Here is a 12,596-nt window from a genome sequence, read left to right on the forward strand (position 1 = left end):
GCCGGCGCCGGCCGGTGCATCCAGATCCAGGCGATGTAATCCACCAGCGTCGGCTCTCCCCCGACCTCGCGCAGCCGGCGATTGACCTGCCCGCGGTGGTACTGGCTGTGGAGGGCAATCTGGACGAGCGTTTCGCCCAGGGTGGTAACGGCCGGCACCTTCCCCCATTGCCGCGCGAAAAACTTCACCCAGGGCACGGGCGAGGGGCGGCTGAGGTCCTCCTCGGAGAGGCCGGCGACAAATGCTTTCATCGCGTCGTACTGCGGCCGGCACCAGGCCTTCACCTCCTCAAGGGTGGCGAACGCGCCGGCGTCCCGATGGGTGAAGGGCCGGCCGGTCCACACGCTCAGGAAGGCGTCCTGCGTGAAGTGGATGTGGAAGAGTAGTTCTTTGAGCGAGGCGTCCTCGGCGGCATCGCCGGCGGCTCGAACGGACATCCATACCGTGGCGTCTGCCCATTCCATGTGGGTGTGCAGATCGCGAACCAGGCCGAGGGTGTACATGGGGTTTATTTCAGGATGGCGAAATCCGTCCACTCGATGCTCTCAAAGATGGCCGCCGCGGCGCCGCCGTCAGCCTCGAGGTAGGTGCCAGGTACCTGGTAGTCCTTCAGCGCCTCGGCGATCGGCTTCAGGGGCGCGAAGGCGTCCTTCAGCGTCTGGGTTTCGGAGGATCCGGTGGGCCAGTAGCGGGCCCGGTCCTCGTGGGTCTCGATGGCGAAGATGAGCAGGTAGCTTCCGACCATTTCGCCGCGCACGCCCTTGTAATACAGGAGATCCATGCCAGGGATTTTGCCCACGAGGGCGGGATGCACGGTATCGCGGACAAACGCGTCGAACGCGTCGGCCTTATCCGGCCGGATCTGGATGTAGTGCACGCCGAGCAGCTCCACTTCCGGAAGCGCCGCGATCTTGTCGGCTCCGATGAGCTCATAATCCGTGTATCCGCCTGCCGCGCTGACGAAGGACTCGGGTAGACGGGCGGCTTCACCTGCCAGCTGCTGGGAGGCGCGAGAAAACCCCGAACCGTCCGGCGGAAGCGAACGCGCGCGGGCTTCAGTAGTAGGGAAACTCCAGACGAGCCAGTAGCTGCCCATGCTCTTGCCCCGGTCGGCGCGGAAGAAGTGTGACTCTACGTCGCTGCCGAGCGCAGCCCAGGCCGGCATCGTCTGGCTGAGCACCTGGGCCTCGAAGGCGCCGGCGTCGATGCCGGGCTTGACGGCCGGCGTGTTTACAACGAGCACCTCGCCGAGCTGGACTTTCTGGGCAGTGGCCAGCGGCGCGGCGCCGGCCAGGACAACCGCCAGGGCGAGGGTAAGGGATATGCGAATGGGTGTCATAGAGATCATGGTCTGGTTCAATCGGGAATGGTAAGGACGCGACGCAGGCGCATAAATGCAAGCCGCTATCTCGTAGAGACGCCCCGGTGGGGCGTCTCCTTCAAGGTCGCAGCATGCGGAAACCTCCAGAGACGCCCCACCGGGGCGTCTCTACAAAATGCCCGTTACCGTCAATTCAAAAACGCGTAACTGAACTTCAGCAGAAACACGTTCGTGGGGATGATCCCGAACGTGTCGTCGATCTGCCCGCCGAGGGAGCGGTCGTAGGGCGAGCCGAACCACGGGGCGAGGGGATTGAGCACGTCATCGGCGCGGCGACCGTGGGTCCAGACCAGAAAAAGCGTGGAACCGGGGCGGTATTCCCAGCGGAGGACGACGTTGGAGGTGAGGGTGCTGAATGCGAACTCGTCGCGCTTGGGGTAGGCGTCGAACGGGACGAGCGTGTCGCGGTTTTGGAGGAGTTGGAACGTGTCGTACCGGCCGCGGGCCAGGAACAGCTGGCTGTAGAGCTGGACGGACAGCCCCGGCGTAAACGTGACCGTGCTGCGGAGGATGAAATCCAGCGACCGGGTGTCTCGCTGGCCGAACACCGAGGCGTAATAACGGTCGGCGGCGAGGGGCGCCTGGCCGGCGAGGGCGGCGTCGAGCTGGCCCTGGTCGTCGAAGCCGACAAAGTCGTTGGAGGGCAGATTGGGATTGCCGGACGACGCTCCAATCAGCCAGCCGGCGCCGGTGTCACGGAAGGCCTCGTTGGCCGCCCAGGCCAGCACTCCATCCTCCCAGAGCCCGTCGATCGTGCCCGACAGCGACACGCGGGGGCCGAGCGTGGCAATCCCCCCCAGGCCCACGCCGTACATGTGCCCGCCGTTGTCGACGCGGGATAGCAGCACGGAAGGTTCGACCTGCCAGGTGCGGCGCTGGTCGGTGGCGACTTCCGCTTCGAAACCCAGGATAAAGGGTTTGATCCAGGGAAGCTGGCCCCGGGTTTCGTAGATGTCGTACCCGCCGAACACGTTTTCGAACTCGAGGCCCACCGTAAACGGTCGGTACCCCTTGAGCTGCCCCTGAAGCGAGACGCTGTGGCGCTGCCCCATATCAAGCCCGTCGCTGACCGAAATTTGCTGCATCCCAAAGTCACCGACGGTGGCGCGCAGGAACGGCCCGAAGGGCCGGCCCCCGTTAAGGTCGTAGGCGAGGCGAAGGGGGAGGGCGAGGTAGTTGTTCTGGCGGAGGAGTCCTACGTCGGTGATGACGAAGTCGCCGTCGAATCCCTCCGCGCCGCCGAAAGCGGTGAACTGGCCTCGCCGCTTGCGGAAGAGCATCTTGGCGCCGTAGCCATTTTCCGCGAAGACATCGAATGCAGTCTGCCGGCGGCGTGTCGTCCCGACAAATCCTTCGACACTGTACATGTTGTCGAGGAACCGGAAGTCGTAGTCGATCCCCGAAAAATAGCCGTTCAGCCGGCTGTCGGCCACACTGCCCGGCCCGCCAAAGGCCGTCACGATGCCCCCAATGCGCGAATAGTCGCCAAGTTGCTGGGTTACGCGGGCGACGCCGTACTGCTGGGTCGGGTCGAAGTCCTCACCCGTCGTCGCGCCGAGGAGACCGAAGGAGAGGCCGCTTTCGGTGCGGCCAGAGAGCTTGGCGGCCCCGATGATGGGCGCCCGGGCGCCGATGCGGCGGGTGTAAGGCAGCTGGGCGGGACCCACGTCGAAGTCGTAGATCTGCATCCCTTCCAGGAAGAAAGGCCGGCGCTCCTGGAAGACGATCTCGAAGGCCGTGAGGTTGAGGACCGACGGGTCCGACTCGACCTGCCCGAAGTCCGGGTTGATCGTGGCGTCGAACGTGACGTTGGGGCCGAGGCCGACTTTCAGGTCGCCCCCGACATCAAACGCCCGCTCGCCGATCCGATCCCCCGGCGACGCGGGGTCTTCGTTGCGCTGGAGCCGGCTGAGGGTGTAAGGGGTGACCTGGATGTTGCGGCGGGGATGTACGCCGTTCAGGTCCGTCAGCTCTCCGAACCGGGCGACCAGGTTGGCGCGCTCACCGCGGGGGATGTGGGGCCATTCGGACTGTTCGCCGAGGCGGGGGATGACGCGGGTGAAGTGGATGCCCCAGGTTTGCTGCGGGAGCTCGGGGAAGCGCAGCATGCTGTAGGGGATGCGCATCTCGACCGTCCAGCCCTCGGCCGTCATGCGCGGGGTGGCCTGCCAGATGGCATCCCAGGACAGGTCGCCACCGGGATTCTGCGGATTGCCCAGGCCCGAGCGCCGGTTGCTGGTCTGGATGGCGTCCATCTGCACGCCAGCGGCGTTAACTCCGAACGTGTAGGCCGTCTTTTTGTCGAAGTAGGAGTCGATCGCCACCAGGAACCAGTCCGCCCGGTTGTATTCATCGCGCCGGCCGAGGGACGCCTCGATGCCAGCCGGGTTGTCGTCAAACAACGTCGCGCCGACATACAGGCTGCTCGCTCCGTAGATAATGCGCACCTCCGTGCGTTGCGCGGACGGCGCCCCATCGATGGGTTCGAACTGGAGGAATCCCGTGGCCGGCAGGGCCTCGGCCCAGACCGGTTCATCAAGCAGGCCGTCGAGTTCGATGGCGACTTCACCGGCAGGGTGGGCGCGGAGGGCTCGGGCGGCCTGGGTCGAGTCGGGCGTTGCCGCAAGGGCAGGGCCGGCGAACAGGATCAGGCCGGCGATCCAAAGGAAGAATACTGGGTATCGCATGGGAAAGCGCAGGGCTGTGAGGTGCCAGGGTATCGAAAAATGCGCTTCCGATTGTTAAAGGCTTGATAAACCTTCTTTAATGCCAACCCCGAGCGTCTCTAAAATCAATGTCATCTCGACCGGAGATGCCGGCTTGCCGGCATTGGAGCGGAGAGACCTCCTGGGATTTGGCGTGAGAGACCTCCTGGGATTTGGCAGGGTGCCTCCTATCAGGAGGTCTCTCCGCTACGGCCCGAATTCATCGGGCCACCGGTCGAGATGACATTGATTTTGGGGGTATTCTGAAACAAAGAACTGTAATCTACCAGCCAAGCGAGAATCACCGGGAAATGCTATCTTCCCCTTACCCTCCCGTCCACCGCATTCTCCAAACTGGTATGCCCAACTACAACATCGACGCCCGGCAAGACATGACCTACGACGCCATCGTCATCGGTTCCGGAATGAGCGGGGGCTGGGCGGCGAAGGAGCTGTGCGAGGCCGGCCTCAAGACGCTCGTCCTGGAACGCGGCCGGATCGTCGAGCCCATCAAGGACTTCCCGACGATGAACCTGGAGTCGTGGGACTTCGAGCTGCGCGGCGGCCTCACGCCGGAGCAGCAAAAAAAGCACTACAAAGGCATACGCACCGGGTTTATCGGGGCGGCCAACGAACATTTCTACGCCAACGACGAGGAGGATCCCTACACCGAGGTGAAGCCGTTCCTCTGGGTGCGGGCGCACCAGATGGGCGGGCGCTCGCAGCTCTGGGGCCGGCAGTGTTACCGCTGGAGCGACCTCGACTTCGAGGCCAACGCAAAAGACGGGCACGGGGTCGACTGGCCGATCCGGTACCGGGACCTCGAATCCTGGTACACGTATGTCGAGCAGTTCGCCGGCATCAGCGGCGAGGCGCTCGGCCTGCCGCATCTGCCCGACAGCCACTTCCTGCCGCCGATGGAGCTGAACTGCGTCGAAAAAGACGTCAAGGCCCGCATCGAGCAGCAGTACCCGGGCCGGCACCTGATCATCGGGCGTGTCGCCCACCTGACCGAGCCGATCAACGGGCGCGGGAAGTGCCAGTACCGGAACAAGTGCGACCGAGGCTGCCCCTTCAGCGCGTTTTTCAGCAGCACCGCCGTCACCCTGCCGGCGGCCGACGCCACGGGCAACCTCACCGTCCGCCCCTTCTCCATCGCCCAATCAATCCTTTATGACGAGGAAAAGGGCAAGGCGACCGGCGTGCGGCTCATCGACTCCGAAACCGGCGAGACGGTGGACTATTTCGCGCGGATCATCTTCTGCAACGCTTCGACCCTCGGCACCACGCGGATCCTGCTGAACTCGATGTCCAATCGCTTCCCCAACGGCATGGGCAACGACAGCGGCGAACTCGGGCACAACCTGATGGACCACACCTATCGGGTGGGCGCGTTTGGCCGGTTCGACGGGCACGAGGACATGTATTACAGCGGCCGCCGGCCGAACGGGATCTACATCCCGCGGTACTGGAATCTGGACGAAAAGACGAAGTCGGACACCTTCGTCCGCGGCTTTGGCTACCAGGGCGGCGGCGGCCGGGCCGGCTGGGGCGGGGCCGGCAACGCCGACGGCTTCGGGGCCGAGTATAAGGACGCGCTGTTCTCCGACCCGGGGCCGTGGTCCTTCTTCATCACCGGCTTTGCCGAGTGCCTGCCCTACCACGAAAACCAGGTCACGCTGGACACCCAGAACCTCGACAAATGGGGCCAGCCGACGCTGGCGATCGACTGCGAGTGGAAGGAAAACGAGCTGGCGATGAACCTCCAGATCGAGATCGACGCCGTCGAGATGCTCGATCGCGCCGGCCTGCAGGATATCGTCGGCTTCAACAACCGCCACGAGCCGGGCTACGGCATCCACGAGATGGGCACCGCGCGGATGGGCCGGGATCCCAGGACCTCGGTGCTCAACGCCACCAACCAGGTCCACGGCGTCAACAACGTATTTGTGACCGACGGGGCGTGTATGACGTCCAACTCCTGCGTCAACCCCTCGCTCACCTACATGGCGCTGACCGTCCGGGCGGCCCATCATGCCATCTCGGAGATGAAAAAAACGAATCTATAAGACCATGCAACGACGAGAAGCCCTCAAACGAACCGCCCTGCTGGGTGGCGCCGCCGCCTCGACCTCGCTGCTGGGCCTGCTTCAGGCCTGTCAGCAGCAGCCCCGGCTCGGGTGGCAGCCCGTGTTTCTGAGTATGGACCACGCCCGACTCGTCGCGGCGCTGGTGGACACGATCCTGCCGGCCACCGCCACGCCCGGTGGGCTGGATGTGAAGGTGGATATGTTCATCGACCTCGTCTACGCCCGAACCTACGACGCGGCCGGCCAGCAGCAGGTGGTGGCTGATCTGGATGCGATTAACACCCGCAGCGCCGCGCAATTCGGGAAGCCATTTGCGGACCTGGAGGCCGACCAGCGGCAGGCGTTTTTGCAGGAAGAAGAAGCCGGCGCGCCTTCGTTTAATCCCCGCGTCTGGGGCACGGCGGTGGGCGAACAGGCGCCGGTGGGGTTCTACCGCGGGTTTAAGTCGATGGCGGTCTGGGCCTACTGCTCGACCGAGGCGATCGGGAAAAACCAACTGAACTACGACCCGATTCCGGGGGCATATCGCGGGTGTGTCCCGCTGAGTGAGGCGGGGAGAGTGTGGAGTTTGTAAGGCCAAGGAACACCCCTAACATCCGGCGCTTCACTTGTTGTCTATACAACACTCCGCAGCCGAACATACTGCCATGACCGTCGCCATCGATACCCGCATTGCTTTCCTTCCGAACGGGTATCGATCGGATGCGTTATGGCGTTTCCGGGAAATGAAATCCTCCCGCGCCGCGCTTTGCACCCTTCTCATCGCCGTCTTGCTGGCAGCGAGTTCGCCCATGGTGCAGGCACAGGAAGCCGGCGAGATCTTCTGGACAAACATCCGTGGCATTCACCGGACTGATCTGGCGACGCGGTCCACCTCAACCGTTCTGAATGTGACGTTATCGGCCGCTGATGGGATTGCGCTGGATACGCTGGCCGGAAAGATGTACTGGACCGATCAGGGCACCCGCGCTCTATCCCGCGCTAACCTGGACGGATCCGAAGTAGAAATACTGCTGTCGGGCGTATGGTTTGGCCCTTTCCTCAAACATATTGACCTGGATTTGCAAAACGGAAAAATCTACTGGACGTACCCGGATCATGACGCCATCGGTCGGTCAAACCTCGATGGTTCGGACTTTCAGATTATCATAGAGCGAGACGTAAACAGGGAGGACGGGTTTGCCCAACCTCGAGGTATCGCTTTGGATGTACTGGGAGGAAAGCTGTATTGGACTGACCACGGCATTAAAACCATCGAACGCGCCAACCTCGATGGCTCCGCTCGTGAGGTCCTAGTGTCGACCGCCTTGTCCCGGCCCGAAGAAATAGCGCTTGACGTACAAGGCGGCAAAATGTACTGGACCGATGCGCTTACGCGTAGGGTCGAGCGTGCAAACCTCGATGGCTCCGAACGGGAAGTCATCGCAGCTACGGCGCTTACGGGCCCCTACGGGATTACCGTGGACCCCAAACGAGGCCGGGTTTATTGGGTAGACCAGAATAGGTACTCCTATCCGGCTGGACCGGCGGTGATATGGAGCGCCAACCTGGACGGCTCAGATGGAACCTTTTTCGTCACGGATGGGCTTTCCGACCCGAGAGGGATAAACCTGGATGTAAATAAGGGCCTGTTGTACTGGACCGATAGTAATACTATCCAGCGTGTAAATCTGGATGGTTCCGCCAGGGAAACGCGTCTGAGATCCGACATGCTCTTACCGGATGCAATCACGCTCGACAGGTCCTCTGGAAAGGTCTATTGGACCGACCATGAAGCAAAAACGATCGAACGCGCCAATCTGGATGGGACATCCAGGGAAATCCTGCTTTCAACCGAAAATACCATCGTCACCTCGATCGCACTGGACGTCTCAGCCGGCAAGATGTACTGGACCGACAGGTTGACGAAAACCATAAAGCGGGCCAACCTGGACGGCACGAACATCGAAACCGTGATCTCCGCCGAACTTAGTGAACCCAATGGCCTGGCCATCGACCCATTGGGAGGCAACGTGTACTGGTCTGATTATACCAAGCAAACGCTTGAGCGGGCTAACCTGGATGGTACGGATAGGGTGGTGCTTCTCTCGAAGTCCTCCAGCGCACCCGCTGTCGTTGGCGGCAAGATCGCCCTGGACCCTCAGGCTGGCAAGGTGTACTGGGTCGGGGGTCGCCAGGAGATCGCTACCATCGAGAGCGTAAATCTCGATGGCACCGACCAGCAGATGCTCCGAGGAATAGCGAACACCCCTTTATTGTCATTCTCTCTTGACGTTGAAACCGGCAAGATGTACTGGCTCGAGGGACACACTACCATCAACCGCGCCAATCTGAACGGTTCTATTAAGGTGACCGTGAAGAATGATCTGACCCATGCATCGTCGATCGCATTTTATAGACCGCCGACGGCAACAGCCATCGACAACGAACCTCCCTCCGAAACACCCACCGACCTGGCGCTGCTGGCCGTTTACCCCAACCCGTTCCGGAGCGCGAGCACCATCGAGTACACGCTCCCCGAACCAGGGCCTGTGTCGATGAAGGTGTTCGACGTCCTCGGCCGGGAGGTCGCCACACTCGTCGAACGCGACCTGCCGGCTGGCCCTCACAGGGCCGAGTGGAATGATGACATGCCGGCGGGGGTGTACCTGGTTCGCCTGGAAGCCGTGGGCCAGATCAGATCCCAATCGATCGTGCGGGTGGAATAGGGGCGTGCCCCCTCGCCGAGACATCGACGCAGGCCGGCGGCGTATCCTCTCTGTTCAGTTTACCTTTTTGCATCGTCCGCGGATGTGGCGTTTTTCATACTGATGCGTGCGCTGACAATGCCCAGCACACCGAGAACCACCCACGTCATGAGTACGCTGAGCAGCGCTAACCCTATAAGTCCGAGGCCCACCGCTACGCCGGTGGCCGCGGTCATGAAAATTCCGGCGGCCGTCGTCAGTCCCTCGATCTCACCTTCATCGCTGCGCTTAAGAATCGCGCCGGCGCCAATAAAGCCGATTCCGGTTATAATCCCCTGTACCGCCCGCGAGATTCCATCCACCGACAACTCCGCCGCGGCACAGCTGATGATTAATAGCGTGCTGCCCATCGCGACGAGCATGTGCGTGCGCAGGCCGGCCGCCTTGCCGGCGCGCTCGCGTTCGTAGCCAACGATCGCGCCCAGAAGCATTGCCGCGACGAGCCGGATGACGAAGCGTGTGAACTGAGTCCAATCAGGTAGACCGCCGGTGAGTTCTTCGAGTAAAATATCCATGGGGACGCTCTCTATGTCTGAGGTTGTAGTTCAGCCGACATCTGCACGTGACGCGAAGCGCCGTTAGCAACGGGCATGCCCGGCCCCTCCTGCTCCGCCCTCTGGCCAGGGAAGCACTACTACGATTGGGATTGGATTTGTTCTACCCCTGGGTAGTATGTTAGACCTGCCTCGTTTGATCCGCAGATAGACACCCGGAGCCATGCTGCAAAGCTACTTCACCATCGCCTGGCGCAGTCTGCGCCGGCAAGCCGGTTACGCGGCCATCAACCTGTTCGGCCTTGCGCTTGGCATCGCCTGCTTCCTCCTGGCGATACTCTTCATCCGCCACGAATACAGCTTCGACACCTATCACCCCGATGCCGATCGGCTGTACCGCCTCGTCGTTCTCAGTGGGTTTGGGGAGAAACAGTGGGGGACGGCACGGCTGGCGACCCCCTGCCGGAGATGGACGCATCGTCCACGGACGTCGAACAGGTAACACGCATCAGACGCTGCGGCACGGATCGCATCGAACACGATGGGACCTGGTACCTGGACGTCACGATGAAGTGCGCGGAAAGCGGCCTGTTTGGCGTACTTGGATTCGATCTGCTTCGGGGTGATCCTGGCCAGGTGCTCGATAGGCCGCATACGGCCGTCGTTACGTCTTCGCTTGCCGAACGTCTGTTCGGCCAAGAAGACCCGATCGGACGCACCCTGCCCATTCAGGTCTTCGACACGCTCGCCGCCGTTGAAATCACCGGCGTGATGGCCGACATCCCGAAAAACACGCATTCACGGCCGACCTTTTCCTCTCACGCGCATCGCTGAGCGGGACGCGCCTCTGCCTCGACTGCGGCGGCGAATCCATCTATGCACGGCTGAAGCCTGGCGCGGATACCGATGCCCTCTCCGTGCGCATCCTGACCCTAATCCGCGACACACAGGGTAAGTCACATGTGGAGGACATCGATTTTGAGCTGGTCACGGCTATCCACTTTTCTTCCATTTTTACCGAGCGGCAGGGTGATAGCCGGTACGTATGGCTCCTCTCGGCCATCGCGCTGATCGTGCTGCTTATTGCCTGCGCGAACTATATGAACCTGGCCACGGCCCGCGCGATGAACCGGCGGCGTGAAGTGGGACTTCGCAAGGTAGTTGGCGCGCATCGCACACAGCTCATGCGCCAGTTCCTTGTCGAGGCGATCGTACTCGCCGCGCTGGCGCTGCCTGTGGCTGTGCTGTTTCTCCTTGCCGCCCTCCCGACGTTTAATGCTCTGGCCGAAACAGACGTCCGGCTCCTTACAGCCGACTTCGTCAAATTGGTCGCCATCGCGGCCGTACTGGCCGTGCCGATCGCCTACTATGCCGCTAAGCGGTGGCTAGAGGCCTTTGCCTTTCACATCGACATCGCGCCAACGCCGTTCCTGGCCGCCGGCATCGTCGCCCTCCTTGTGGCCATGGCTACAACAGGGTTCCAGGCGTACCGCGCGACGCGGACGGATCCCGTCGAATCGCTGCGGCATGAATGAGCAACAAGCGTCGTAAAGCGACAGGAACGACGAAGCCGCACTATCGTCACGGCACATACCCCATCGCCACCGCCTCGAGTTGAACACCAGCCGGCCGGTCTTCGTCGGAGGGCGTGGAGGGATGACGTGCCGGCAGGTGGAGCGTGTCACTCCCCGAATCGAAACACCTCCAGATCGACCAGACGCCGGCCGGTCCCCGTTCCGCCCTGGCCGGATGACCCGCCGGCGATCCAGAGCGCGCCATCGAAATAAAACATCTGCGTTCCGTGGCGCTGGATGTTCAGATGATCCAACACGTGCCACGTTCCGGTTTCCGTATCGAGGGCCTCGGTTTCGGACCACGCTTTGCCAAAGCCCTCCCCGCCGGCGACGACGATGTATTTGCCCACAGCCGCGGTGGGCGTGCCGGCGCGTTCGGTCGGGATGGGCGCGTCGTTCAGGCTCGACCAGCTTCCTTTTGCGATATCGTAGACATCCACGACCGCGACGGTGCTATCGATAAATCCCACGACATCCGACGTGCGGCCGGCGGCGGCGTAGATGCGGCCGTCGACAACGGCCGCCTGAAAGTGGTCGCGGCGATGGGGGGCGTCCGGCAGCTCTTCCCAGTTTCCCGTCGCCAGATCCATCCTATCGAGCCACGTCTTCGCCTCGGCAGGCGGCCCGTGTCCTCCGACGTTGCCGGCGATGAGATACAGGTGGTCGTCATACACAATCGCACCTGCCCCACCCCGCCGGCGGTGTTCGGGGATTTCGGGGCCTTGTGTCCAGGTGTCCGCGGCCGGGTCGTAGACCCAGACGTGCGAGATGCCGACCTGCTTCCGGTCGATGTCCGTCCAGGCGCCGGCGACGTAGATCTTGCCCGCGTAGGGCACGGCCTGGAAGTGGTGGACGAGCTCCGGGACGTTCGCGCCCCGGTTCCACGTATTCGTCTGGGGGTCGTAGATGCTGGTGTACGCGGGTGGATTGCCGAGTCCGCCGATCATGTACATCCGGCCGCCGACTTCGACGAAGCCGCTCTCGAAGCGCGGTTCCGGGGAGTTGGGGGTTTCGACGGCTTCCCAGGAGCCGGCCGGCTGGGCGGTTGCCAGGTGGCTGGTTGTCCAGCAAACGAACCCTGCGGCAATGGCGAGGAGAACGTGGTGGGTTTTTGAGGTCATGATCGTCGCGGGGTCGGTGAGTGATGCGTCCTGGGTGGCCCCACAACCTCTAATCCACCACGGGGATAGATACAAGGAAAGGAGCCGCTACAAACATACGATAACCGATCTTCAATCGATTCTATTCCCCATGCTTTCCGGGGTTGCGTCTTTCCTGCGCTCGAGGATTAGCACTACACGATTCCTAACAGGACAATAGGGTCGTAGAGACGCCCCGGTGGGGCGTCTCCTGGCGGCAATGATTTTCCGGAGAGCTTCTCGGACATCGGAAACCTTGCTGAGACGCCCCACCGGGGCGTCTCTACGGAATAGCCATTAACAATGCGGTGAAGGACCATCTTAGACGCGTCGATGGCGTTTTTTAACGCAGAATCGCGTTCTAGAAAGACGCTTCGCGAGGCTCAGCGTGACATGCGTGCTGGGCTGCGTAACGGCTCTAAGAAGGAATTTGTCAAGTAGGTACTGTTTGCTCTTTGACATACAA

General features: G+C 62.3%; 11 protein-coding genes. 6 read left to right on the forward strand and 5 right to left on the reverse strand.

The window, feature by feature from the left end:
- The 3 genes from SH809_09740 to SH809_09750 all read right to left on the reverse strand — a co-directional run.
- A partial coding sequence (locus tag SH809_09740) for a DinB family protein (protein ID MDZ4699974.1) occupies positions 1 to 503 on the reverse strand: 503 nt, incomplete at its 3' end.
- 5 nt (positions 504 to 508) lie between these two features.
- Entirely contained in the window at positions 509 to 1,339 is an 831-nt protein-coding gene (locus SH809_09745) for a hypothetical protein (protein MDZ4699975.1), read from the reverse strand.
- A gap of 170 nt (positions 1,340 to 1,509) precedes the next feature.
- Entirely contained in the window at positions 1,510 to 4,068 is a 2,559-nt protein-coding gene (locus SH809_09750) for a DUF5916 domain-containing protein (GenBank protein MDZ4699976.1), read from the reverse strand.
- A 377-nt stretch (positions 4,069 to 4,445) separates the two neighbouring features.
- Here SH809_09750 and SH809_09755 point away from each other — a divergent pair, with 377 nt between their 5' ends.
- The 3 genes from SH809_09755 (at position 4,446) to SH809_09765 (ending at position 8,884) form a co-directional block, all read left to right on the forward strand.
- Positions 4,446 to 6,155 carry a GMC family oxidoreductase gene (locus SH809_09755; protein MDZ4699977.1) on the forward strand — a complete coding sequence of 570 codons (1,710 nt, stop codon included), beginning with the start codon at positions 4,446 to 4,448 and terminating at the stop codon, positions 6,153 to 6,155.
- A gap of 4 nt (positions 6,156 to 6,159) precedes the next feature.
- Positions 6,160 to 6,750, forward strand: a complete 591-nt coding sequence (locus SH809_09760; protein ID MDZ4699978.1) for a gluconate 2-dehydrogenase subunit 3 family protein — start codon at positions 6,160 to 6,162, stop codon at positions 6,748 to 6,750.
- 73 nt (positions 6,751 to 6,823) lie between these two features.
- Positions 6,824 to 8,884 carry an SMP-30/gluconolactonase/LRE family protein gene (locus SH809_09765; GenBank protein ID MDZ4699979.1) on the forward strand — a complete coding sequence of 687 codons (2,061 nt, stop codon included), beginning with the start codon at positions 6,824 to 6,826 and terminating at the stop codon, positions 8,882 to 8,884.
- Between the two features lie 59 nt (positions 8,885 to 8,943).
- On the opposite strand, the gene SH809_09770 is transcribed toward SH809_09765, so the two are convergent.
- Positions 8,944 to 9,438 carry an MgtC/SapB family protein gene (locus SH809_09770; protein MDZ4699980.1) on the reverse strand — a complete coding sequence of 165 codons (495 nt, stop codon included), beginning with the start codon at positions 9,436 to 9,438 and terminating at the stop codon, positions 8,944 to 8,946.
- Positions 9,439 to 9,640: 202 nt separating this feature from the next.
- On the opposite strand from SH809_09770, the gene SH809_09775 reads away from it, so the two are divergent.
- The 3 genes from SH809_09775 (at position 9,641) to SH809_09785 (ending at position 10,952) form a co-directional block, all read left to right on the forward strand.
- Positions 9,641 to 9,919, forward strand: coding sequence for an ABC transporter permease (locus SH809_09775; GenBank protein ID MDZ4699981.1), 279 nt, complete (start codon positions 9,641 to 9,643; stop codon positions 9,917 to 9,919).
- Positions 9,886 to 10,251, forward strand: a complete 366-nt coding sequence (locus SH809_09780; GenBank protein MDZ4699982.1) for an ABC transporter permease — start codon at positions 9,886 to 9,888, stop codon at positions 10,249 to 10,251. The genes SH809_09775 and SH809_09780 overlap by 34 nt, the downstream gene beginning before the upstream one ends.
- An 83-nt stretch (positions 10,252 to 10,334) precedes the next feature.
- Positions 10,335 to 10,952 carry an FtsX-like permease family protein gene (locus SH809_09785; GenBank protein MDZ4699983.1) on the forward strand — a complete coding sequence of 206 codons (618 nt, stop codon included), beginning with the start codon at positions 10,335 to 10,337 and terminating at the stop codon, positions 10,950 to 10,952.
- A 146-nt stretch (positions 10,953 to 11,098) separates the two neighbouring features.
- On the opposite strand, the gene SH809_09790 is transcribed toward SH809_09785, so the two are convergent.
- On the reverse strand, positions 11,099 to 12,112 hold the full coding sequence (locus SH809_09790) for a kelch repeat-containing protein (protein MDZ4699984.1): 1,014 nt from the start codon (positions 12,110 to 12,112) through the stop codon (positions 11,099 to 11,101).
- Between the last annotated feature and the right edge of the window lie 484 nt (positions 12,113 to 12,596).

It is taken from the genome of Rhodothermales bacterium, assembly GCA_034439735.1.
GTDB lineage: Bacteria > Bacteroidota > Rhodothermia > Rhodothermales > JAHQVL01 > JAWKNW01.

Excerpts from the sequence above, each read along its gene's own strand:
- SH809_09750 (MDZ4699976.1), bottom strand. The coding sequence starts at position 4,068 with ATGCGATACCCAGTATTCTTCCTTTGGATCGCCGGCCTGATCCTGTTC.
- SH809_09790 (MDZ4699984.1), bottom strand. The coding sequence starts at position 12,112 with ATGACCTCAAAAACCCACCACGTTCTCCTCGCCATTGCCGCAGGGTTC.
- SH809_09745 (MDZ4699975.1), bottom strand. The coding sequence starts at position 1,339 with ATGACACCCATTCGCATATCCCTTACCCTCGCCCTGGCGGTTGTCCTG.
- SH809_09780 (MDZ4699982.1), top strand. The coding sequence starts at position 9,886 with ATGGACGCATCGTCCACGGACGTCGAACAGGTAACACGCATCAGACGC.
- SH809_09765 (MDZ4699979.1), top strand. The coding sequence starts at position 6,824 with ATGACCGTCGCCATCGATACCCGCATTGCTTTCCTTCCGAACGGGTAT.
- SH809_09760 (MDZ4699978.1), top strand. The coding sequence starts at position 6,160 with ATGCAACGACGAGAAGCCCTCAAACGAACCGCCCTGCTGGGTGGCGCC.
- SH809_09770 (MDZ4699980.1), bottom strand. The coding sequence starts at position 9,438 with ATGGATATTTTACTCGAAGAACTCACCGGCGGTCTACCTGATTGGACT.
- SH809_09775 (MDZ4699981.1), top strand. The coding sequence starts at position 9,641 with ATGCTGCAAAGCTACTTCACCATCGCCTGGCGCAGTCTGCGCCGGCAA.
- SH809_09755 (MDZ4699977.1), top strand. The coding sequence starts at position 4,446 with ATGCCCAACTACAACATCGACGCCCGGCAAGACATGACCTACGACGCC.